The organism is Streptomyces sp. NPDC028419 (genome assembly GCF_055565515.1).
Map to the genome: position 1 here is coordinate 21,249 of NZ_JBVHUE010000047.1, position 22,358 is coordinate 43,606.

A 22,358-nucleotide genomic window follows, 5' to 3' on the forward strand; every position below is an offset into this window, starting at 1 on the left:
GCACCATGGACCCATGACCGAAGTGCACGACTCCCCTCCGCCCACGGCGACGGATCCCGTCGAGCGTCCGCCGCTGCGCCGCAGCAGGCGCGACAAGGTCCTCGCGGGCGTGTGCGGGGGCCTCGGCCGGCACTTCGCCCTCGACCCGGTGGTCTTCCGGGTGGTGTTGGGCGTCCTCGCCGTCACCGGCGGCGTCGGCCTGATCTTCTACGGCTTCGCCTGGCTGCTGCTGCCCCAGGAGGGCGAGGAGGACAGCGAGGCGAAGAAGCTGCTGACCGGACGGGTCGAGGGCGCGACGCTGGCGGCGGTGTTCGCCGCGCTGGTGGGCTGCGCGCTGTTCCTGACCATGGCGGACAACGGCGCGATGGCGGTGTTCTCGGTCCTGGTCGTGCTCGCGCTGGCCGGGGCCGCCTACTGGTCCCAGCGCCGCCGCCACCTCCAGGCGCCGGAGGCGGACGCGCCCGATCCGCAGGGCGCCGCGGCGGCGCGCGCCGCGCAGCGTCCGGCGCACCGACCGGTCCCGCCCGAGACCCAGGCCCCGCCCGCACCCGGCGGGCCGTCCTGGTGGCGCGACCCCCTGGTCAAGGACGGTACGACCGGACCGGTCGGGTCCAGCGGCTACCTGTGGGGGCCCGCCGACGCGGTCGCCCCGGCGGACGGCCCGATCCCGTCGCGCGGGGCGGTCGGAGCCCCGGCGCCGCGCGATGCCGCCCCGCGCGTCCCGCGCGGCGGCATCGGCGGCCGGGTCTTCGTCCTGGCGCTGCTGGCCGCGATCGCGGGGACCGCGAGCGAATGGCGCACCGGGCCGCTGGGGCACGCCCTGGAGATCGGCTTCGCGTGCGCGCTGGCCGTCTTCGGCCTGGGCCTCGCGGTCAGTTCGATCCGGGGCCGGACCGGTTTCGGCACGGTGCTGCTGGGTCTGATCACCGCGGTGCTGCTGGCCGGGGCCACCGTGCTGCCGCAGGAGATCGGCACCGACTGGCGCCGGGTCGAATGGCGGCCGGCGGCGGTGGCGGACGTACGGCCCGCCTACGCGGCGGGCACCGGGTTGGCCACGCTGGACCTGAGCCGGCTGGACGTGCCGAAGGGGACCACGCTGCGCGTCGGCGTCTCGCTCGACGCGGGTCGGCTGAAGGTGATCCTGCCGCGCGAGGTCACCGCGAAGACCGACGTCCGCCTCTCCTGGGGCGAGGTGCGCCTGCCCGGGGACACGCGCGACTACCTGCGCATCCAGCGCCCCGCGGTGCGGACGGCGACCGCAGCGCCCGCTCCCGGCACCGAGGCCGGCGGGACGATCGAGCTGCACCTGGAGACGGGTGTCGGACAGGTGGAGGTGGCCCGTGCCGCGTCATGAGTTCCAACCGGGACGGCTGCTGGCGGGCCTGGTCCTGCTGGCCGGAGGCGTGCTGTACCTGCTCGACGCCGCGGGCGAGCGGGACGTCCCCTGGTACCTGATCCTCCCGCTGGCCTTCGGCGGGCTGACCCTGGCGGCGCTGGTGGGCGTGACGACCTACGCGGTGCGGCGCGACCGCAGGGACCGGATCCGGGAGTCCAGCGAGAGGTAGGGCGCCCCGGCCAGGACCAGCGGCAGCCAGGCCATCAGGTACACGAGGTCGTTGCCGTAGTAGTACGGGGTCGCCGTCCAGGAGACCGTCAGCCACAGGCTGAGCGAGATCAGGGCGCCCCCGGCTGCCGCGAGCCGGGTCAGCAGCCCGGCCAGCACCGCGAGACCGACCAGCAGCTCGCCGACGGCCAGCAGCACCGCGAAGCCGACGGGCGCCTTGAGGGCCAGGTCCACCAGGGCGGGGACCGCGGAGGTGTCGCGCACCCCGCGCATCAGGTCGCCGATGGAGCCGTCGCCCGAGGCCGAGAGGAACGCGGAGTCGGTCAGCTTGTCCAGACCGGCGTAGACGAAGGTGACGCCGAGGAAGATCCGCAGGGGCAGCAGCGCGTGGCGCACGCCGGCGGCGCGCAGCTGGGACAGGCGGTCGGCGACCTCATCAGTTCGGCTCACGCCTCATTGTGTACCGCGTGCGCGCCGGGCGTACCCCGGCGGGAGACCACCTTCGCCCGATCCACCCAGCGCCTCACTCGGCCACGTCGATGCTGCACCGGTTGGATTCCACCCCGGCCGCCGTGACCACCTGGACGTCGACCCGCCCCGGTTCCACCTCCGCCGGGACCGGCACGGTCAGCACCGTGTCGGACGGGGTGGTGAACCCGCCCGTGACGGGGACCAGCGGCACGTGCACGTGCACCGTCCCGATCCGCACCACCAGCCGCGCCAGCATCTCGGGCGTCTGCGCGCCGGGCGGTACGAAGCCCACGCCCCGGATCTCGATGTCGTCCCCCGGCCGCACGGAGGCGTCGATGTCCCCCGGCTCCCGGGTCCGCACCACCGACAGCACCAGGGGGCGGCTGCCCTCCGCGTACTTGGCCGCCAGGTACACCGCCGCCGACAGCGCGACCAGCAGCGCCAGCGCCCACGGCAGGCGCGGGAGCCGGTCGGGGAAGCGGGCCAGCGTCACCGCCGCGAAGGCCAGCACCACCGTGGACACCAGCGCGTACTGGGCGTCGGGGAAGCTGCCGCGCCCCGCGTCGTCGGTCAGCAGGTCCGCCCCGCGCGGCCGGTCCGCGGGCAGCTTCTGCAGCCGCTGGCCCATGATCCGTACGGCGACCACGCGCCGGACCAGTACGGCCACCCCCGCGGTCAGCGCCACGACCGCCAGCAGCGGCAGCGCGCGCCACAGCCCGAGCCCGGAGTGGAGCGCGACCCGCTCCGACCCGGGCGCCCCGGCGGCCAGCCGCAGCGCGGGCAGCAGCGCCGCGAAGGCGGTGAGCACGAGCCAGGCGCACGCCACCGTCTTGGAGGTGGACAGCCGGTTGTCCTCGCCGACCATCGGGGCCAGCAGCCCGCCCCGCACGGTCTGGGCGCGGGCGGCCACGGTCAACAGCCCCGCGAGCACCAGCGCGGCCAGCAGCCCGGCGGTGCGCGCCGCGCTCCACCCGTTGCCGACGGCGGCGGCGACCTGGACGAGCAGCAGCACCCCGGCGGCGATCCACACGCCGAGGACCGCGCGGCGCGAGAGCAGGTAGAGCCAGGAGTGCCCGGCCTCCCGGCCGCGGGCGGCCACCGTCCGGGCGGACAGGGTCAGTTCGTCGGACACCCACTGGCGGGAGGCCCCGGCCGAGCGGGCGACGGCGGCGGGCAGGCCCTGCCCGGCGGCGAGCCCGTCACGCTGCTCCAGGAAGGCTTCGACCGCGCGGCGGTGGCCTTCCCGGGCGCCGTGTGGGCAGTCGTCACACGTACAGCCGCCGCCGTGGGTACTTCTGTGCATCTCTTGGACAGCCACGTGCGTGCCGCCTCTCTGACTACTTTCGCGCAACTACCGGGGAATGCCAGCGAATTGTGCACCACTGCGGCAGTGCTCCGGATTGCGCACGATGTCAGAGCAGGTGATTAACCGTTCATGATGTTGACGCCACCCCCGCGGAGCGGGGCGTCACGCCTCCTCCCGCTCCTCCCGCTCCACCTGCTCCCACAGCGGCTGGCAGTTCACCCACGCCGCCAGGTCGGTGCCGAACCGCTGCCGGGTCAGGGTCGCGCCGTGGTGGTCGATGAGCACCGGCTTCCCGGCCGCCCGCGCGATCAGTTGCACCTGCGCGGCCCGCTCGGCCGCGACGAACCACCACAGCGCCGCGTCCACCGAGTCCCCGACGGTCAGGACCCCGAGGTTGCGCAGCACCAGCGCCTTGTACGGGCCCAGCGCGCGCCCGATCCGCCCGGGGTCCGCCCCGGCGCCCGCGTACTCGTCCAGGAGCGCGTGGTCCTCGTAGAAGGCGCAGGCCTCGTGGGTAATCGGGGCCAGCAGCTCGCCCAGCGCCGCGAGCGCCCTGCCGTACGGGGCCTGCGCGCGGACCACGGACACCACCTCGGGCCGGGCCCGGTGCACGGCGGCGTGCACGGCGAAGGCCAGTTGGTTGACCCGGCGCTCCCCCCGGACCACCCGGCCCTCCCCGTCGACGAGCAGCAGGTCCTCGGGGCCGAGGCCGGCGAAGGCCCGACCGAAGGGGTTCACCCAGTAGCAGTCGTCGTGCTCCGGGTCGCGGGCGGTGACGTGCCCGCCGACCCCGTCCTCGTACCCGAGCCGCCCGAGCAGCCGCAGCGCGCCCGCCAGCCGCCGCTTGCGGTGCGCGCGGCTCTCCTCGGCGGTGGCGAAGACCGGCGGCAGCTCGAAGCCCAGCCGCTCCACGGGCACGGGTGCGGGTGCGGGCGTCCGTACGTGCCCCTCGGCCATGGCCCCTCCTTCACGATCGCGTCCTTCGAGGTCGCGGCGCAAGGTACCGGTGGCCGCGCGAAGTGGCCAGAGAGAAGGGGCCGGGGAAACGGCGGAGCCGCCGTCCCGGGAGGGGACGGCGGCTCCGGTCGTGCGAAGGGGGAGTCCTACTCCCACTCGATGGTGCCCGGGGGCTTGCTCGTGCAGTCCAGGACCACGCGGTTCACGTCCGGCACCTCATTGGTGATGCGGGTCGAGATCTTGGCGAGCACCTCGTAGGGCATGCGCGTCCAGTCCGCGGTCATCGCGTCCTCGGAGGAGACGGGGCGCAGCACGATCGGGTGGCCGTAGGTGCGGCCGTCGCCCTGGACGCCGACGCTGCGGACGTCCGCGAGCAGGACGACCGGGCACTGCCAGATCTCCCGGTCCAGACCGGCGGCGGTCAGCTCGTGGCGGGCGATGGCGTCGGCCTCGCGGAGCAGGTCCAGGCGCTCCTTGGTGACCTCGCCGACGATGCGGATGCCGAGGCCGGGGCCCGGGAAGGGCTGGCGCTGGACGATCTCGTCCGGCAGGCCGAGCTCCTGGCCGACCATCCGGACCTCGTCCTTGAACAGCTGGCGCAGCGGCTCGACGAGCTCGAACTCGATGTCGTCGGGGAGCCCGCCCACGTTGTGGTGGGACTTGATGTTGGCGGTGCCGGTGCCGCCGCCGGACTCGACGACGTCCGGGTACAGGGTGCCCTGCACGAGGAAGGCGACCGCGGGGCCGTCCTCCTGGAGGATCTCCAGCTGGGCCTGCTCGAAGACGCGGATGAACTCGCGGCCGATGATCTTCCGCTTGGTCTCCGGGTCCGAGACGCCGGCCAGCGCGGTCAGGAAGCGCTCCTGCGCGTCGACGACCTTCAGCTGCACGCCGGTGGCGGCGACGAAGTCCTTCTCGACCTGCTCGGTCTCGCCCTTGCGCATCAGACCGTGGTCGACGTACACGCAGGTGAGCTGCGAGCCGATGGCCTTCTGGACGAGGGCCGCGGCGACCGCGGAGTCCACGCCGCCGGAGAGGCCGCAGATGGCGCGCTTGTCGCCGACCTGCGCGCGGATGAGCGCGATCTGCTCTTCGACGATGTTGCCGGTGGTCCAGGTGGGGGCCAGGCCCGCGCCGCGGTAGAGGAAGTGCTCCAGGATCTGCTGGCCGTGCGTGGAGTGCATGACCTCGGGGTGGTACTGGACCCCGTACAGCCGCTGCGCGTCGTTCTCGAAGGCGGCGACCGGGACGACCTCGGTGGAGGCGGTGACGGTGAAGCCCTCGGGAGCGGCGGAGCAGGCGTCGCCGTGCGACATCCACACCGACTGCTCGACCGGGGTGCCCTCGAAGAGCGTGGAGCCGGACTTGGAGACGGCCAGCGCGGTGCGGCCGTACTCGCGGGCGCCGCTGTTGTCGACGGTGCCGCCGAGGGTGGTCGCCATCAGCTGGAAGCCGTAGCACATGCCGAAGACCGGGATCCCGGCCTCGAAGAGGGCGCGGGCGTCGTCCAGGCGCGGCGCGCCTTCCTCGTACACGGAGGACGGGCCGCCGGAGAGGATGATCGCCTTGGGGTTCTTGGCCAGCATCTCCCCCACGGGCATCGTGCTGGGCACGATCTCGCTGTAGACCCGGGCCTCACGGACGCGGCGGGCGATGAGCTGGGCGTACTGGGCGCCGAAGTCGACGACGAGAACCGTGTCCGGGGCGCTGTCGTGGGCGGCGGAGGGTGCTTCTGGCACGGGGCGGCCTTCCGGCGGGAGAGGGTGGCTGTTTTGTCGATTCTACCGGTGGCGCGGGCCCCCGCTTTGTCGCACCATCCGAGGCGCACGTCACCGCCCGAGCGCCCGCCGCGCCTCCCCGATCACCCGCTGCGCGTCGCCGCCGTAGACGGCGGACTCCCGCAACGTCTCCCAGACCCGGAGGTGGGTGGCGACGCTGTCGGAGTCGTCCAGCCACAGCTCCGCGTGCCAGGTCTCCACGATCACCTGGCGGTCGTCGTAGATCCAGAACCCGGTGGCGGGCGGGATCTTCAACGCCGCGTCGAAGGGGACGATCCCCAGCTCGACGGTGTCGAGCCCGATGACTCCCAACAGCCGGTCGAGCTGCGCGGCGAGCACGGCGGGCGGGCAGATCCGGGCGTGCAGGACGCCCTCCCACAACAGGATGTGGTACTTCCGCGTCGAGTCGTAGAGGCCCTCCTGTCGCTTCATCCGGGAGCGGACGGCGTCCTCGATGCCCCGGGGGGCCCTGTGAAGTTCGGCGAAGCGGCTGAGGATCGCGCGCGCGTAGTCGGGGGTCTGGAGCACGCCGACGACCCAGGATGATTCCCAGGCGCGCAGAATCCGGGAACGGGCCTGGGCCTCATTGTGCGTGTCCTGCACAGCCTTGTGACCAGCCGCGAGTTGGCGACGCCACGACCGGATGTGGGATTCCAGCCCGCGCAGTCGCGCCAGCAGCTCATCCAGGGATTCAGGCTGTTCGACGCCCTGCGCCCATGACTCCAGGTCTTCCGCCGTGGCTGTCTGCCGACCGTTCTCCAGCTTGCTGACCTTGGATTGCGTCCACCCCAGCCGGGCCGCCAGAGCCGTGCCAGTGAGCCGACCTCCGGGGCATGCTTCGCGGAGCTCTCGAAGCCTCACCCCGAGAGCTGCCCGAGCCTGCTGGAAATCCGTACTCACTGGCGCGCTCTCACTGCTGCGGCTACTCCCCCAGGCCCGAGACGAACGTCTTGTACGGGACCGCGTAGTGCCAGGCCGCGTCGCGCACCTGGCAGTAACGGTTGACCTCGGCAGGCTCGGTGATCAACTCCGCGCCGAGCAGGTTGTCATCGTCGTCGAAGTTCAACAGGGCGACCAGCCGCGAGTCGAAGATCCAGAAGTCCTCGACAGGCAGCCTCAGGCGGTCGGCGTCCGCGCGCCACAGGTTACGGATGTCCTCGCCGAGCGAGGCGTTCCGCTCCGCGTACGCCAAGAGGTAACGCTGCCCGTCGGTCGGCGGGTTGTCTACGATCCGCACCCGGCCGACCGTGGCTCCGCCCCCCGTCTTCCCGAGGATGGTCGTGGACCACTCCGTTTCCACATCCCACGTCGGGTCCTCGCCCCTCAGGAACTGGGCGTAGGTGCTGGTGGCCTCGTCGGACGCGAAGCGTCGGCGGGTTTCCAGCCGCCAGGCGGTGTGCTCGAAGTTCTCGAAGAGCTTCCCGAACGCTTCCAGATCGATGATGCGCGGCACGCGGGTGACCTCCTTGGGTCCGAAGTCGACCAGCAGCTCTCGCGGGACGACGATCGACACCTCGCCCGGCGACAGGTGCTGGAGTTGGGCAAGGTCTTCAGGCTCCGTGAGCGGCGGCCCGTGGACGATGATCTCTCCGCTGTCCAGATCTTCGTGCACGGACGGGCACCCGCCCTCGCCGCTTCCAGTTCCGTTGAATCGCAGTCGACGCGCCATCAAATGCTGCCTTCCTCGTAGGCCGGTCAGCTCAGGATTGCGGCATCCACCGCTTCTCAGCTACAGCGTGACGGCCATCGCACGAGAATGCCAGGGCATAGCGTTCCACCTCACGGGAATAGTCGAGAATAGTCCCTCGCGCGCGCAACAGGCCGCCCCTAGCGTCCAGTTCATGGCCACGCAGACCACCATGAGTCCGCCCGTCCACCTCTCCCTCCCCGCCGCGGCCCCCAGACCGGCCCCCGGGTGCGACGTGTGCGCGGCGCTGGCCCGGCAGCGGGCCGCGGCGTACCGGCGGGGGGACCGGTCGGCGGTGTCGGACTGCAACGTGGAGATCGCCGCCCACCGCGGGCGGGACCGGTGCTGAGGCCCCGCGCGACGTTCCGGTTCGTCGCCCACACCATCCGGCACGCACCGGAGGGCGGGGTCACCTACGAGGTGTTCTGCGCGGCATTCGGCTGCGCCGCCGAGTCCGGGCCACAGGACGCGCAGGAGGCCGGGCAGGACTGGGCGCTGCGGCACACCGGGCGGACGGGCCACGATCTGTTCCGGCGCGTCTTCACCGACCACGCACGGGTCAGCCGCGCGGACGCGGCGTCTCAGCATCCGAATGCGCTTGGCGGATAGGGGGACGGATGGTAATAATCGCTCCCATGCGCAAGCAGCTGAGCTTCCTGTTTACCTATGGCACCGGCCGGTCCGGTCGCCATGGGTCATCGTGATGCTCGCTTGAGCCGCTGACTTCCCAGAGCGCCCCGGTCCGACAGGACCGGGGCGCTCTGGCGTTCCTCCGGTCCCGCGGATCCCCCACCCCACCGGAGGAAAACATGTCCGTCACCACCGTCACCACCACCCCCGCCCAGCTGATCGCCGATTCCCGTGAGCGGATCGACGCCCTCGACGACCGGATCATCGGGCTGATCCAGGAGCGGATGGCCGTCTCGGCCGTCATCCAGGACGCGCGGATCGCCGCGGGCGGGCGCCGAGTGCACCTGTCACGGGAGAACGAGGTGCTCTCGCACTGGAGCAGTGCTCTCGGCAAGTCGGGCACCGCGCTGGCCCTGACCCTGCTGGAGCTGTCCCGCGGCCGGGTGTGACGCGCCTGTTCGTCACTCGTCCGGGCCGTGACCGGCCCCCGCCCCGCCGCGTTGAGTGGATTGTCCGTGCCAGCCAGGCGCGGGCCCGCAAGAACCACGCGTGGCTCCGCTGGAGCGATGGAGACGCCCGCCCCGTGGAGCGCGCGTCGTGGGACCTCGCTCCTTCGTATGACCGGACGGCAGGGGACAGCAGCCCGGTCACAGAAAAGAACGGCCGGCCCAGGGGACGCCCCGGGCCGGCCGTTCTTCGGTTCCCCCTCGACCTACGCCGCTACGCGCGCCCGCCGCGGCGGCGGAACGCCACGAACAGCGCGCCACCGGCCGCCAGCAGCATGGCCGCGCCCAGCGCGAGCGGCGCGGCGGAGCTACCGGTGGAGGCCAGCGGCCCGTTCCCGCCCTGGGCGCCCGCGGCGCCGCCGGTCGAGACGTTGCTCGACGGGCCGGCCGAGACCGAGGTGGACGGGCTCGGCGAGGCGGACGGGCTCGGGCTGCCGCTCGGCGAACCCGAGGGGGCCGGGCTGGCCCCGCCCTTGGCGTCCAGGACGATCTCGGCCGTGTTGTTGCCCGCCTTCGGGTCGAAGCGGTGCGGGGTGACCCCCTGCGGTCCGGCCTCGCCGACGGAGACGGAACCCTTGCCCGCGGCCCCCTCGACGACCTTGTCCACGCGCAGCTCGAAGGCGTAGCCCTCCTTGCCGTTCTCCAGCACGGTCGCCGCGCTCTCGCAGAAGTAGCGGGGCGCGCCGAGCTGCTGCTGCGCCGTGCGCTCGCTGCCGTCGGCGTTCACGGCGCGGCAGGCTTCCGGCTTCTTGGTGACGGAGGTACCGGCCGGGACGCGGACGTCGGTGCGGGCCACGGCGACCGGCGCCTGGCCGACGCGCGCGCGGCTGATCCAGGCCGGGCCCTGGTTGCGGAAGCCGAATTCGGCCGTGACCGTCTGGCCGGCCTTGGCCGGGACGGTGGCGCCGGCGGCGACGAAGTCCGCGGTGTTGGCGGTCCGGAAGGCGAACTCGCGCCGGTTGTCGCCCGGTTCGAGGTCGGTGGCGGACTTGCTCGTCACGGCCCCGTGCTTCTTGACGGCCAGGGTCTTGCCCGTGCCCTTGCCGGCCGGGACCGCGAGGGCGGAGGCCGCGTCCGGGCGACTGCCCGTCTCGTAGATGCCGTAGCCGAGCTGGTCCTCGTACGCCCGCTCGGTGGCCTTGAGGGTCAGCGGGTCGGCCAGCTCCCAGGCTTCGCCGGGGGCGAAGTCGCCCTCGAAGGAGCAGAGGGTGACGGCCGTCCGGCCGCCGCCGCGGGTGACGCAGTTGTCGTAGCTCTCCACGAACTCCATGCCGCGGGTGGCGGCGAGTTCGAGGACCACGCCGTGGGCGGCGCGGTTGCCGGTGTTGGCGAAGGCGAGCGCCACGGGCTGCTTCTGCCCGGGCACCAGGTCGGCCTTGAGCGGGAGCTTCTCCATCACCAGGTCGGGGCCGCCGACGCTCACCTTGGTGGTGACGGGTCGGAGGGTGGCGCCCGGGAGGGTCGCGGTCACCGCGAGGTCGGCGGCGGCGCCGTCCACGCTGCCCTTGGCCGCGCCGATCAGCAGGTCGATCCCGGGGCGCGCGCCCGCGGTACCGGGGTCCTTGCACACGAGGGTGGTGGCGGCGCGCACGCACTCGGGGTGGGCGACGGCCGGGTTCTCCCGGACGTCGGCGATCCCGGCGAGCTTGCCGAGGTCGACGGTGAAGGTGACCTCGCCCCGGGGGAGCTGGGCGACGTCCCCCGCCGCCGGTTCGGGCAGGGTGAAGACGAGGCGGGATTCCTTCGCCACTCCCGTCGGGGTCCCCGGGTGGAGCCGGAGGCCGACGGCGGACGGACCGATGAGCGGAAAGACGGGGTCCGCGGCGGCGGCCGGGGTGGTCAGCCCCAGGGCCACCGAACCGGCCGCGGCCAGCAGGGAGATGCTCTTTCTCATGACCATCGAGACTGCCGAACGTCTGTGGCAGTTGCCTGGTTCCCCCTGTGACAGGCATCACTCGCAACCATCCGGAGCCGTCGCGTGTCACTTGTGTACGGGGTCTGCCCTCGGAGGGGGAGAGCAGACCCCGTTGTCATGCCCGCAGACTCAGTCGTTCCGCTTCTTCGGCGGGACCGGTGGAACGGCCAGGAACGGCAGGCGGAGGGCCCCGAAAGCCTCCTTGGGGACCGCCGGACGGGCCGGTTCCACGGCCGTCAGGCGCTCGTAGGCCGCGCCCTGGTCGGGGCGGGGGTCGCGCTCGCCCTTGTTGGGCCAGTACGACATGGCCCGCTCGGCCTGGGCGGTGATCGTCAGCGACGGGTTCACGCCGAGGTTCGCGGAGACCGCCGAGCCGTCCACCACCGAGATGCCGGGGTGCCCGTGGAGCCGGTGGTACGGGTCCACCACGCCCTCCTCGGGAGAGGCCCCGATGGGACAACCGCCCAGGAAGTGCGCGGTCAGCGGGGTCCCCATCAGCTCGCCGATGTTGCTGCCGGGGAAGCCGTTGATCTCCTCGGCGAGCAGGGTCGCGGCCTGCGTGGCCTCCGCGATCTGGACCGGGTTGGGCGCGCCGTGGCCCTGCCGGGCGGTCAGCAGGCCCTTGCCGATGCCGCCGGGCTTGCGGTACGTCGTCAGCGAGTTGTCCAGCGACTGCATCACCAGGCCGATGATGGTCCGCTCGGACCAGCGGCGGTTGGAGAGCGAACGGGCCAGCTGCAGCGGGTGCTTGGCGGTGCGGGCGAACCAGGCGCGCACCCGGTGCGGGGCGTAGGGCACTTGCAGGATGGTCATGAACCCCATTGCGTTGGAGCCCTTGCCGTAGCGCACCGGTTCGATGTGGGTGTCGGCGTTGGGGTGCACCGAGGAGGTGATGGCCACGCCCCGGGTGAAGTCGGCGCGCGCGTCCTTGCCGTGCCGCTTGCGGTAGCGGCGGTCGTCGGTCTGCGCGCCGACCAGGCCCTCGGAGTTGGTCCGGGTCAGGTCGCCGAGCCGGTCGGAGAGCCGGGGCAGCTCGCCGCGGTCCTTCATGGTGTGCAGCAGCGTCTGGGTGCCGTAGGTGCCCGCCGCGATGACGACGTACCGGGCGCGCAGGACCTTCGCCCGGCCGCCCTTGCGGCGGGCGTCGGTGGGGACCGTACGGACGCGGTGGCCGCCGTCCGGGTGTTCGGCGACGGCGGTGACGGTGGTCATCGGATGAATGACGGCGCCCGCGCGCTCGGCGAGGTGCAGGTAGTTCTCGTTGAGGGTGTTCTTGGCCCCGTGGCGGCAGCCGGTCATGCACTCGCCGCACTCCGTGCAGGCCTTGCGGGAGGGGCCCGCGCCGCCGAAGTAGGGGTCGGCGACCTCCTCGCCGGGGCGGACCCCCGGCTGGCCGTCGGCGTCCGCGCCGTCGCCGAAGTAGACGCCGACGGGGGCCATGTGGAAGGAGTCCGCGACGCCCATCCGGGCCGCGGCGGCCTTCAGGTGCACGTCGGAGGGGGTCATCGTCGGGTTGAGCCGGACCCCCAACATCCGCTTGGCCTGGTCGTAGTAGGGCGCCAACTCGTCGTGCCAGTCGGTGATGGCCGCCCACTGCCGGTCCTCGAAGAAGGCCGTGGGCGGGACGTAGAGCGTGTTGGCGTAGTTGAGCGAGCCGCCGCCCACGCCGGCGCCGGCGAGCACCATCACATTGCCGAGCAGGTGGATGCGCTGGATCCCGTACAGCCCGAGGGCCGGGGCCCACAGGTAGTTGCGCAGGTCCCAGCTGTTCTTGGGCAGGGCCTCCCGGGTGAAGCGGCGCCCGGCCTCCAGGACGCCGACCCGGTAGCCCTTCTCCGTGAGCCGCAGCGCGGAGACCGCGCCGCCGAAACCCGAACCGATGACGATCACGTCGTAGTCGTACGCGTCGTCCTGCCCGTCGTACACGTCGTTGTCCTGCACGTCGTTGTCCTGCGGCACAGCCGTGCTCCTAGCGCAGTCGGAGAGCCTTCATGACCTTGAGGCTGCGGGTCATGAACGCCGCGTACGTCTCGTCGTCCATGCCCAGCGAGGGCGCCATGGGGAGCAGTCGCTGGTGCGCGACGGTCTGGGCCTCGGTGTACTTGAGGATGCCCTCGGAGCCGTGCCGGCGGCCGAGGCCCGAGTCCTTCATGCCGCCCATGGGGGCCTGCGCGCTGCCGTAGGCGGGCGCGTAGCCCTCGTTGATGTTGACGGTGCCGGTGCGCAGGCGGGCGGCGACCGACAGGCCGCGGCGGGCGTCCTTGGTCCACACGCTGGCGTTGAGCCCGTAGGCGGTGGCGTTCGCCTGCTCGACGGCCGTGTCCTCGTCGCCGAAGCGGTAGATCGAGACGACCGGGCCGAAGGTCTCCTCGGCGCACACCGCCATCGGCGCCTCGACGCCGTCGAGGATGGTGGGCTCGTAGAAGAGCGGGCCGATGTCGGGGCGGGCGGTACCGCCCGCGACCAGGGTCGCGCCCTTGGCGACGGCCTCGTCGACGTGCCGCTGTACGGTCTCCAGCTGGCGCTCGCCCACCAGCGAGCCCATGTCGGCGCCGTAGGCGAGGGAGCTGCCGAGCCGCATGGCCTTGGTGCGGGCGGCGAACCGCTCGACGAAGGCGTCGGCGATCGACTCGTGGACGTAGAGCCGCTCGATGGAGATGCACAGCTGGCCCGCGGAGGAGAAGCAGGCGCGCACGGCGCCCGCGGCGGCCTTCTCCACGTCGGCGTCGTGCAGCACCAGCATGGCGTTCTTGCCGCCGAGTTCGAGGGAGACCCCGACCAGGCGGGCGGCGGCCCCCTGGGCGACCTCACGGCCGGTGCGGGTGGAGCCGGTGAAGGAGACGTAGTCGGCGTGGCGGACCACCTCGGGGCCGACGACCGGGCCCTCGCCGAGCACGACCTGGAAGACGGCCGCGGGCAGCCCCGCCTCGATGAGCAGGTCGCGCGCCCACAGGGCGGTCAGCGCGGTCTCGGTGTCCGGCTTCATCACGACGGCGTTGCCGGCGACGAAGGCGGGCAGCGCGTCGCCGACGGAGAGTTCGAGCGGGTAGTTCCAGGGGGCGATCTGGCCCACGACCCCGCGCGGCTGACGCAGCTCGACGACCTTGGTCAGGACCGGCACGGCACCGGTGTGGCTCTTGGGCCGCAGGTAGGAGGGGGCCTGGCGGCCGTAGTGGCGGGCCGCGATGGCGACGGCCTGCACCTCCTCGGCCGCGTGCAGGCGCGCCTTGCCGGTCTCCAGCTGGATCAGGTCGAGGACCTCGGCCTGCCGGTCGAGCACCAGGTCGTGGAAGCGCAGCAGGACGGCGGCGCGGCGGCGCACCGGCACGGCGGCCCAGGCGGCCTGCGCCGCGCGGGCCCGCGCGAAGGCCTCGGCGACGTCCTCGGGGGTGGCCTCGGGCAGCTCCGCCAGCCGGTCACCGGTGAAGGGCGTGTGGTTGGCGGTGCGGCCGGAACCGAGCACCCCCCGGGTGAGCCGGGCCACCAGGTCCGGGGTCACGACGTCGGTGGCGGTCCGGGCGCCGGGCGGGGCGGGAGCCACCGGATTGGTGGGGGCCGGAGCGGCGCGGAGGGGGGCGGGGGCCTGCGAGTCCGTCATGGCGGTGAGCGTATTGCGCCGGGAGGGCTTTGGGTACCCGTGGGTAACCGGATTTTGCCATTTCCGCCAGTGATCGCTGGCAGGATCGCTCCGATTGGCGTGATCGCCGCGCCCGCGCCCGGCGCACCGGGGGCGGACCCGGGCGCCGGCCCGGGCGCGGCGGGGGGCCGACCCGGCCCGCTCAGCCCTTCGCGCCCGGCGGCTCCCAGCCGGTGAGCACGATGTCGAACTGCTGGCGCAGCGTGGCCCAGCCCTCGACCGGCCCCGACATGTAGACGGCGTACTCGGTCTCGTTCGGGGCGATGTACATCTGCTCGATGGCCCGGCGCGGCCCGGCGTGCGTGCCCTTCTCGGTCCAGGTGAAGTCCCACAGGGCCGCGCGCGTGCTGTTGCGGAAGGTGTTCTGGTTCAGCAGCTGGCGCTTGTAGTCCGTCCGCTGGCGCACCTGCTTCTCCAGGTCGAGCACGTGCGCGTACGGGTTGACGTAGTCCGGGGAGCTGTCGACGGCGATCCGGATGAAGTGCTTGCCGTTGTCCGGGGTGTAGTCGATCTGGTCGCCGTTCATCTGGCGCGTCCAGCCGTTGGGCACCAGCAGGGTGAAGCCCGTCGGGTCCTTCACCCGCTGCCAGCCGTCCGGGACGGGGACGACCTGGGACTGCGCCTGGGCGCTCCGGCCCGAGCCGCCGTCCTTGCCGTCCGCGCCGTCCCGCGACTCCGTGTACTTGAGGATCCCGAAGGCCCCGGCCCCGCCCAGCAGGGCCGCCACCACGGCCACCACCGCCGCGCGCCGGATCCGGCCGCCGGTGGGGCGCGGCGCCGGGTGCGGCGCGGTACGGGGCTCCGCGGACGCGGTCGGCGCCTGCGTACGGAACCCCGCGGGCGCGGCGGCGGGCGCCGCGGGCTCCGGCTCGGGCACCGGAGCGGCAGCGGGCACGGGGGTGGCCCGCTCCTCCGGGGTCAGGGCGCGCGTGGGCACGTACGCGTGCGCCGACTTCGGCTCGCGCCCCTCCATCGCCTGGAGCAGCATCCGCTCGGCCTCGGCGGCCGAGGGTCGCTGCGCCGGGTCCTTGCGCAGCAGCGCCGTGATGACCGCGCCCAGGGCGCCCGCCTGGCGCAGGGCCGGCGGTTCGTCGTTGACCACGGCCTGCAGGCTGGAGATGGGCGAGGTGCGGCGGAAGGGCGAGCGCGCCTCGACCGCCGTGTAGAGGGTGGCGCCCAGCGACCACAGGTCGGAGGCCGGGTCCGGCGCCCCGCCGGTGACCCGCTCGGGGGCCAGGTAGTCGATGGACCCGACGAGTTCGCCGGTCCGGGTGATCGAGGTGTCACCCTCGATCGCCGCGATCCCGAAGTCCGTGAGCAGGACCCGGCCGTCCTTGGCCAGCAGGACGTTGCCGGGCTTGACGTCGCGGTGCAGCACGCCGACCGCGTGCGCGGCGCGCAGCGCGCCCAGCACGTGCAGCCCGATCCGGGCCGCCTCGCGGGGCTCGATCCGCCCGGCCGCCTTGGCCGCCTCGGCGAGGGAGGGCCCGTCGATGTACTCCATGACGATCCACGGCCGGTCGTCGTGCTCGAAGACGTCGTGGACGGTGACGACCGCCGGGTGGGCGATCCGGGCCGCGGCCCGGGCCTCCTTCTTCGTCCGGGCGTGCAGCACCGCACGGTCGGCCTCGGCGACGTACAGACCCGCCGTCAGTTCCTTGACGGCGACCGTCCTGCTGAGGAGTTCGTCGTGCGCGCGCCACACCTTGCCCATGCCGCCGCTGCCGATCGGCTCGCCGAGCCGGTACCGGCCCGCGAGTACCGCGCCCGCGCCTGTCCTGTGTTCCACTCAACCCCGCCGCTCTCTGCCTACGGGCCAGATTACGGAGCGCGCGGGCGCTGCCGGAACCGCGCGGGGCCGGTGAGACAGCACTGTGACGCAATCGCCGTACTGAGCACCTGTCAGCGGGGCCTCAGGAACCCGGCCGGTAACTCCCCGTGGCCTTGTCGAAGACTTCGGTCACCTTGTCCTGGGCGTCCTGCGGGCCGATGACCATCACCACGTGGTAGCGGCCGCCGAGGGCGACGACGCGGTTGCGCACGTAGACGGAACGCCCGCCGCCGTCGGTCCAGGTGTACTGGCCCTCCGCCATCAACTGCTGACCGACCTTCGTCTGCTTCACCCCGGTCGAGGTCGCCCAGGTCGAGGTGCGGAAGGGCTCCAGCTCGCGCTCCTTGTCGCGCTGGTAGCTGAGCGGGTCCGGGTTGCCGTCGACGGCGTCCCGGCCGGGGGTCACGATGAGCACGAAGTCGCCGTTGGTGTAGCGGACCTGACTCATGTCATTGACCCCGTGGCGCTCCCAACCGCTGGGGACGAGGACCTGGAAGCCCTCCGGGTCCTGCTCGGCGGTGTAGCCGGCGGGCGCGCTCGCGGGCGGGGCGGAGGGGCTGCCGCTCTGCGGGGCCGGCTTGGACTGCGGGGTTCCGGTGGGGGTGTTGGCCCCGCCCGGTGCCGGCGTGGAGGCGGAGGGAGTCGGCTTGCCGCCGCCCCGGGCCTGGGCGCCGTCCCCGTCCCCGGTCGTCGCCTTGGGCAGGAAGACCATGGCGTACGCGACCCCGCCCGCCAGCGCCACCAGGACGAGCAGCAGCAGGGTCCGGCCGAGGGAACGCCCGCCGCGGGGGCGGGAGGTGGCGTGCTGGGTGCCGCGGTGGCGGCCGTGCGAGAGGTCGCCCTTGCGGCGCACGACGGGCAGCCGGGCCGGGTCGGGGTCGGGCAGCGGGAAGGCGAAGCCGCCGGCTCCGTCCGGCTCGGGGGCCGACCGCACGAGCGAGCGCAGCCAGCCGCGCAGCTCCTCGAAGTCGGGCCGCTCGGTCGGGTCCTGGCGCAGCAGCGACTCGACGATCGGGCGCAGCGGACCGCACTCCTCCGCGAAGGCGGGCGGCTCGGTGCACACCATCTCGACGAGCTCGGCGGCGCTGTCCTCGGGGTAGGGGGCGTGCCCCTGGACGGCCCGGTAGAGCAGCGCGCCCAGGGCCCACAGGTCGGTGGCGGGCCCGATGGGCGCGGCCAGCTGCCAGTTGTCGTGGACGGGGCCGGCCTGTTCGGGCGCCCAGCGCTCGGTGACGGCCCCGACGACGGCCATGCGGGTGAGCCGGGCGCGCTCGGCGTCGAGCGCGGTGACGGGCCCCGCGGCCACGGCCGCGGCCCAACCGCCGGCGGCGACGGGCCCCGTCCGCTCCCCCGCCGGGGGCACCTCGGCCTCGCGGAACCCCTGCGGCAACGCCAACCGACCGGGCAGCCCGGGTGCGTGGGGGCCGCCCTGGCCGGGGCCTTGCGGGGGCCCGTACTCGGGGCCCGGAGCAGCCGCGTACCGCGGTCCGTCATCGCCCGTCCCGGTCCGGTCGGGGACCGGGGTCCAGCCGCGGTCCGGGTCCGCCGCGGTCCGGGGCTCCAGCGAGCCGAACTCCGGGCCGGGGTCCGGGGCCGCCGCGGTCCGGGGCTCCGGCGAGCCGAACTCCGGGCCGGGGCTCCGGTCCCGGTCCGGGGTCGGCGCGGCCGCGCCGCCCGCGCCACGGCTGCCGCCCGGCGCGACGGACACCTCGTCCCCGGCGTACGGCGACCACACCACCTCCGGCTCCGGGGAGCGGCCCGAGAACCCCTCGGCCCCGCCCCGGAGATACGGCTCCGGGGTCGGTTCGCCGCCGGACTCCGGACCCAGCGCCCAGGCCAGGGCGGGGGCCGACGGTGTCCCGGCATCCGGGGTCGGGTCGGAGGGCGGGGTGGTGGCGTGGGGGGCGGGCAGGTTTCCCTCGGCCCCGCCGTGCAGATATGGGTCGGGGGCCGGGTCGGCGCCGGGCTCCGGGCCCAGGGCCCAGGCCAGGGCGGGGGCCGACGGTGTCCCGGCAGCCGGGGTCGGGTCGGGGGGCGGGGTCGTGGCGTGGGGGGCGGGCGGGTTTCCCTGCGGGGTGGGCCCCTGGTCCGGGGGCGGGGGGAGGGCCGCCGGGGTGGTGGTGCGGCGGGGGGTGGCGCCGTGCCAGGTGGCGCCGGGGCCGCCGTACGGGTACGAGTACCCCTGCGGCAGGTTGGAGCCCTCGGGCCGGTTCTCCTCCGGGGCCGCCCCGCCCCGCCGTTCCTCCGTCAGGCGCGCGGCGGCCTGCGCCCCGGCCCGGTAGGCCGCGACGGACCCGGCGCGCGCGGCGGCCTTGAGGTCGGGGCGCCCGGCCGTCGCGTCGGGGGTGATGTGATCGGTGTACGTCGGCCCGCCGCGCGGCCCCGGCAGGGTCCCCGACAGCGGCGCGGTGTCGTAGCCGGGCGCCACCAGCGGCGCGTACGGCGGCGCCTCGCCCCGACCGGCGTCCGGCTCGGGCGCACCCTCGCGCTCCGGCTCCGGCTCCTCGGAGGCGAAACGGCCCAGTCCGGGGCCCTGGTTGCCGTCCCCGTCACCCTCGGATCCGGCGAGGGGGGCGTCGTAGCCGTAGTGGCCGCCCGGCTCGGGCGCCTCGGAGGGGGCCTGGCCGCGCCCGCCGAAGCTCGGAGCGCCCAGGTCGGGACCGCCGAACTCCGAGGCCCCGTACGGCTGACCGGTCGGCGGCTGTTGCCGCGGCACCGGCACGCCCCGCGCCCACGCCGCGTCCTGGCGCGCGCCCTCGGCGCCACCCGGATCCACCGGGGGCTCCGCCGGGTCGGCCGCCGGCACGGGGTCGTAGCCGCACAGGGCTTCCTCCGCCGCCCCGGCCGCCAGGCCGGTCAGCACGATGCGCCCGTCCTCGCAGACGAGCACCGTCCGGGCGGTGATGTTCCGGTGGGTCCAGCCGTGCGCGTGCAGCACCCGCAGCGCCGTCAGCACGTCCGCGGCCACCTCCGCCGCGCGGTACGGACTCAGCGGCTCGTCCGCTATCAGCGCGGCCAGCGACCGCGCGTACACCAGCTCGCTCACGATCCACAGCGAGTTGCCCTCGGCGAAGACGTCGAAGACCTGGTCGAGGCGCGGATGGTCGGGCACCCGCGCCGCCGCCTGCGCCGCGGCGATCGCGCGCCGCACCGCCGGGAGTTCGTGCACGGGCCGCCGTCCGGCCACGGGCGCCCGGTGCCCGTCGAGCATCTCCGCGTCGACGATCTCCGGTAACGGCACCTGCCGGACCAGCACTTCCTGCCCGCTGCGCGTGTCGAAGGCCCGGGTTTCGACCAGTTCGTACTCGTCCGGCGCATCCGGCGGGGGCAGCGGTAGGCGGTACCGCTCGGCCAGGATCCGGCCCGCGTACTCGTCCATGTCGCCTCCCCCGAGCGCGTTGGTGAGCGGGCGCCCCGGGTCTGCGCGGTGTGCGCTCCCGTGGCCCCGCTGACACGATACGTCGCCCGGGGCGCCCGCGTCCCGGGCCTTCCCAGGCCCGTGACGCCGCCGCGACATTCAGTGCGGCGCGGGGAACTCCGTCAGGGGGTCAGCCGACCGGCTGGAAGGTGTCGAAGGCCGTGTTCCGCATCTGCGTGCACTCGGGTCCGTCCCACTGGTCCGACGCGCAGCTGATCATGATCGCGTAGCCGTGCGTGGCGTCCATCTTGAAGCCGCGGTTCAGGACGCGGACCTTCATGCCGTTCTGGGTGCGCTCGAACTCCCAGTCCGCGACGGTCGGGTAGCCGCGGTACTCCACGCCGCGCAGCCCGAGCAGCTTGTAGTCCTGGCTGTCGCTCGCCACGCCCGGAGCCGCCTTGGCCCAGGCGAGGCGGGCATCGCCCCCGGGGCTGTCGGTGTAGTCGACCTGGATCCGCGGGAAGCCGCCGTCGCGGCTGAAGATGCCGCCGGAGTTCCTGCCCGCGACGCCGGTCTGGTGGAAGCCCTGCGGCATGGTCATGGAGAAGCGGAACTTCTCGCTCGTCACCGGGGCGTAGCCCGCCGGTACGCCGTTCCCCGTGCCCTGGCCCGGGAGCTGACCCGTGTTCTGGCCGGGGGTCTGCGCCTGGCCCTGGCCCTGGGTCTGGCCCTGGGTCTGCTGTCCGGTGCTGCCGTCGGGGCTGGGCGAGGTGCCGCCGGTGGTGCTGGCGTTGCCGGTGCCCTTGCCGTCGCCGCTCGCGCTCGCGCCGGTCTTCGGGCTGGCCGAGGTGCCGCTGCCGCCGGCGTTCTTGCCGTTGTCCTTGCCGCCGGGGTCGTCGTCACCGCTGAAGGCGTAGACGACGAGCGAGCCGATGACCGCCAGGACGACGATCAGGCCGGTGATCGCCAGTGCGATCGTGCGGCGCGACATGACGTCGGTGAGCGGGGCCGGGACGAAAACCGGGCGCGGCATACGGGCCGGGATGGCCGGGGTGGCCGGGGCGTCGGCCGCGGAGGCCGTGCTCGCCGCCGCTGCCGCCTTCTGTTCGGCCGCGGCCGCTGCGGCGGCCTTGCGCGCCGACTTCAGCGCGGCGCGGGCGCGTTCGCGCTGCTCGCGGTCGCGCTCCTTCTGCTCGGCCTTCTCCGCCTTCTCGGCGGCGCGTTCGGCGGCCTTCTCCGCGACCTTGTCCGCGGCGGCCTGCTGGGCGTCCGCGAGCGATATCTGGCGGGTCTCCTCCACGGCCGGGATGAGCGGCGCGGGCGGTTCCTCCGGGGCGTCGAGGACGGCGTTCAGCAGGGCGCGGGCACCGGTGTCGTCGAGCCGGTGCGCCGGGTCCTTGGCGAGCAGGCCGTAGATGACCTCGGTGAGCGGGCCCGCGTTCTTCGGCGGGTCGACGGGCTCGGTCATCACGGCGGTGAGCGTGGCGAGCGCGGAGCCCTTGTCGTACGGCGGGGTGCCCTCCACGGAGGCGTAGATCAGGCCGCCGAGGGACCACATGTCGGCGGGCGGGCCCGGCTTGTAGCCGCGGGCTCGCTCGGGCGAGATGTAAGACGGAGCGCCGACGAGCATGCCGGTGGAGGTGACGGAGGGGTCGCCCTCGACCTGGGCGATGCCGAAGTCGGTGAGGACGACGCGGCCGCTCTCCGCGATGAGCACGTTGGACGGCTTCACGTCACGGTGCAGGATGCCTTCGCCGTGCGCGGCCTTGAGCACGTCGAGCACGGCGAGGCCGACCTCGGCGGCGCGGCGGGGGGTGAGCGGGCCGCGCTCGCGGATGTACTCGGCGAGGGAGGGTCCCTCGATCAGCTCCATCACGATCCAGGGGCGGTCGTCCTCGTCGACGACGTCGTACACCGTCACGGCGCCGGCGCTGCGGATCCGGGCGATGGCCTTGGCCTCGCGCAGGGTACGGGTGACCAGGCGGCGCTTCTCGTCCTCGTCCACGCCGTGGCCGAAGCGGAGTTCCTTGACGGCGACGGTGCGGCCGAGGGTGATGTCCTTGGCCCGCCACACGGTGCCCATGCCGCCCTTGCCGAGCACTGCGCCGAGGCGGTAGCGGCGGGCGAGCAGCCGCCCTTCGTCGGTGGTGCCGGTCGGCGGCACCGGGGCGCCGCCCACGCCCGGCTTGCGCCCGGCACGCGACGCCGCGGAATCCGCCTCGCCCGAAGCCGCCGCCCCGGACCGCGCCCGCACGATCCCAGGCACCTCCAGCACCTCGTCCTCGGGCACGACATCCTGCGGCGGGGCGTCCTTCGGCGCGGCGTCCCGCGGCCCGACAGCCGCGGGCTCCGCGACCTTCGACTCGGCGACGCCGTCCGGCGCGGCGTCCTTCGGCTCGGCGTCCTTCGGCGCGGCGGCCTCGGACCCGGCCGCCTTGGCGCCGGCGCCCTTCGACGCGGCACCCTTCGGCCCGGCGGCCACCGGCTTCGCGTCCGTCGGCTCCGCGGCGACGACCGGCTCGGCGCCCTTCGAAGCGGCACCCTTGGACAACCCGACCGCAGGAGCAGCGCCCTTCGGCCCGACAGCCGCGGGCTCCGCGACCTTCGACTCGGCGACGACGTCCGGCTCGGCGCCCTTCGAAGCGGCACCCTTGGACAACCCGACCGCAGGAGCAGCGCCCTTCGGCCCGACAGCCGCGGGCTCCGCGACCTTCGACC

At 74.1% G+C, this 22,358-nt stretch carries 17 protein-coding genes; 5 read left to right on the top strand and 12 right to left on the bottom strand.

The genetic code is table 11. The annotated features are described in order from the left end of the window. Positions 1-13 precede the first annotated feature (13 nt). Positions 14-1,354, top strand: a complete 1,341-nt coding sequence (locus ACZ4UB_RS35760) for a PspC domain-containing protein (protein ID WP_468076828.1) — start codon at positions 14-16, stop codon at positions 1,352-1,354. Further along, positions 1,341-1,565 (top strand): hypothetical protein, encoded by a 225-nt coding sequence (locus ACZ4UB_RS35765; RefSeq protein ID WP_468076830.1) that lies wholly within the window; start codon positions 1,341-1,343, stop codon positions 1,563-1,565. The genes ACZ4UB_RS35760 and ACZ4UB_RS35765 overlap by 14 nt, the downstream gene beginning before the upstream one ends. Here the strand turns inward: ACZ4UB_RS35765 and ACZ4UB_RS35770 are convergent. From ACZ4UB_RS35770 to ACZ4UB_RS35795, 6 genes are all read right to left on the bottom strand, one after another. Then, positions 1,511-2,014, bottom strand: coding sequence for a DoxX family protein (locus tag ACZ4UB_RS35770; RefSeq protein WP_468076832.1), 504 nt, complete (start codon positions 2,012-2,014; stop codon positions 1,511-1,513). The two genes, ACZ4UB_RS35765 and ACZ4UB_RS35770, sit on opposite strands and share 55 nt — an antisense overlap. A 73-nt stretch (positions 2,015-2,087) precedes the next feature. Next, complete coding sequence (locus ACZ4UB_RS35775) at positions 2,088-3,338, bottom strand: hypothetical protein (protein ID WP_468076834.1); 1,251 nt, start codon at positions 3,336-3,338, stop codon at positions 2,088-2,090. A gap of 165 nt (positions 3,339-3,503) precedes the next feature. Next, positions 3,504-4,298, bottom strand: coding sequence for a class II aldolase/adducin family protein (locus ACZ4UB_RS35780; protein WP_354383058.1), 795 nt, complete (start codon positions 4,296-4,298; stop codon positions 3,504-3,506). A 146-nt stretch (positions 4,299-4,444) separates the two neighbouring features. Then, the gene (guaA, locus tag ACZ4UB_RS35785) at positions 4,445-6,037 is read right to left on the bottom strand and encodes a glutamine-hydrolyzing GMP synthase (protein WP_354383057.1); all 1,593 of its coding nucleotides are present in this window, start codon (positions 6,035-6,037) and stop codon (positions 4,445-4,447) included. Between the two features lie 90 nt (positions 6,038-6,127). Continuing rightward, positions 6,128-6,976 (bottom strand): helix-turn-helix domain-containing protein, encoded by an 849-nt coding sequence (locus ACZ4UB_RS35790; RefSeq protein WP_468076837.1) that lies wholly within the window; start codon positions 6,974-6,976, stop codon positions 6,128-6,130. Positions 6,977-6,998: 22 nt separating this feature from the next. Beyond that, positions 6,999-7,745, bottom strand: coding sequence for a DUF6879 family protein (locus ACZ4UB_RS35795; RefSeq protein ID WP_468076839.1), 747 nt, complete (start codon positions 7,743-7,745; stop codon positions 6,999-7,001). A 172-nt stretch (positions 7,746-7,917) separates the two neighbouring features. Here ACZ4UB_RS35795 and ACZ4UB_RS35800 point away from each other — a divergent pair, with 172 nt between their 5' ends. From ACZ4UB_RS35800 to ACZ4UB_RS35810, 3 genes are all read left to right on the top strand, one after another. Then, positions 7,918-8,112: a hypothetical protein gene (locus tag ACZ4UB_RS35800; protein ID WP_468076841.1), complete on the top strand. Its 195-nt coding sequence runs from the start codon at positions 7,918-7,920 to the stop codon at positions 8,110-8,112. Then, positions 8,106-8,372, top strand: a complete 267-nt coding sequence (locus tag ACZ4UB_RS35805; RefSeq protein WP_468076843.1) for a DUF7848 domain-containing protein — start codon at positions 8,106-8,108, stop codon at positions 8,370-8,372. Before ACZ4UB_RS35800 ends, ACZ4UB_RS35805 begins: the two co-directional genes overlap by 7 nt. A gap of 200 nt (positions 8,373-8,572) precedes the next feature. After that, positions 8,573-8,842, top strand: a complete 270-nt coding sequence (locus ACZ4UB_RS35810) for a chorismate mutase (protein ID WP_468076845.1) — start codon at positions 8,573-8,575, stop codon at positions 8,840-8,842. Between the two features lie 271 nt (positions 8,843-9,113). On the opposite strand, the gene ACZ4UB_RS35815 is transcribed toward ACZ4UB_RS35810, so the two are convergent. The 6 genes from ACZ4UB_RS35815 to ACZ4UB_RS35840 form a co-directional block, all read right to left on the bottom strand. Then, the gene (locus ACZ4UB_RS35815; protein WP_468076847.1) at positions 9,114-10,793 is read right to left on the bottom strand and encodes a peptidase; all 1,680 of its coding nucleotides are present in this window, start codon (positions 10,791-10,793) and stop codon (positions 9,114-9,116) included. 150 nt (positions 10,794-10,943) lie between these two features. Then, positions 10,944-12,773 carry a GMC oxidoreductase gene (locus tag ACZ4UB_RS35820; protein WP_468076849.1) on the bottom strand — a complete coding sequence of 610 codons (1,830 nt, stop codon included), beginning with the start codon at positions 12,771-12,773 and terminating at the stop codon, positions 10,944-10,946. A gap of 10 nt (positions 12,774-12,783) precedes the next feature. Then, positions 12,784-14,412: a succinic semialdehyde dehydrogenase gene (locus ACZ4UB_RS35825; protein ID WP_468076851.1), complete on the bottom strand. Its 1,629-nt coding sequence runs from the start codon at positions 14,410-14,412 to the stop codon at positions 12,784-12,786. 181 nt (positions 14,413-14,593) lie between these two features. After that, the gene (locus tag ACZ4UB_RS35830) at positions 14,594-16,240 is read right to left on the bottom strand and encodes a serine/threonine-protein kinase (RefSeq protein WP_468076853.1); all 1,647 of its coding nucleotides are present in this window, start codon (positions 16,238-16,240) and stop codon (positions 14,594-14,596) included. Between the two features lie 124 nt (positions 16,241-16,364). Further along, entirely contained in the window at positions 16,365-19,661 is a 3,297-nt protein-coding gene (locus tag ACZ4UB_RS35835) for a protein kinase (RefSeq protein ID WP_468076855.1), read from the bottom strand. 169 nt (positions 19,662-19,830) lie between these two features. Then, positions 19,831-22,358: serine/threonine-protein kinase (locus tag ACZ4UB_RS35840; RefSeq protein WP_468076856.1), on the bottom strand; the 2,528-nt coding region annotated here is incomplete at its 5' end.

What these genes read in the sequence shown, in the direction of transcription:
- ACZ4UB_RS35760 (WP_468076828.1), top strand. Translation starts at nt 14, where the DNA reads ATGACCGAAGTGCACGACTCCCCTCCGCCCACGGCGACGGATCCCGTC.
- ACZ4UB_RS35775 (WP_468076834.1), bottom strand. Translation starts at nt 3,338, where the DNA reads ATGCACAGAAGTACCCACGGCGGCGGCTGTACGTGTGACGACTGCCCA.
- ACZ4UB_RS35780 (WP_354383058.1), bottom strand. Translation starts at nt 4,298, where the DNA reads ATGGCCGAGGGGCACGTACGGACGCCCGCACCCGCACCCGTGCCCGTG.
- ACZ4UB_RS35795 (WP_468076839.1), bottom strand. Translation starts at nt 7,745, where the DNA reads ATGGCGCGTCGACTGCGATTCAACGGAACTGGAAGCGGCGAGGGCGGG.
- ACZ4UB_RS35800 (WP_468076841.1), top strand. Translation starts at nt 7,918, where the DNA reads ATGGCCACGCAGACCACCATGAGTCCGCCCGTCCACCTCTCCCTCCCC.
- ACZ4UB_RS35810 (WP_468076845.1), top strand. Translation starts at nt 8,573, where the DNA reads ATGTCCGTCACCACCGTCACCACCACCCCCGCCCAGCTGATCGCCGAT.
- ACZ4UB_RS35815 (WP_468076847.1), bottom strand. Translation starts at nt 10,793, where the DNA reads ATGAGAAAGAGCATCTCCCTGCTGGCCGCGGCCGGTTCGGTGGCCCTG.
- ACZ4UB_RS35825 (WP_468076851.1), bottom strand. Translation starts at nt 14,412, where the DNA reads ATGACGGACTCGCAGGCCCCCGCCCCCCTCCGCGCCGCTCCGGCCCCC.
- ACZ4UB_RS35835 (WP_468076855.1), bottom strand. Translation starts at nt 19,661, where the DNA reads ATGGACGAGTACGCGGGCCGGATCCTGGCCGAGCGGTACCGCCTACCG.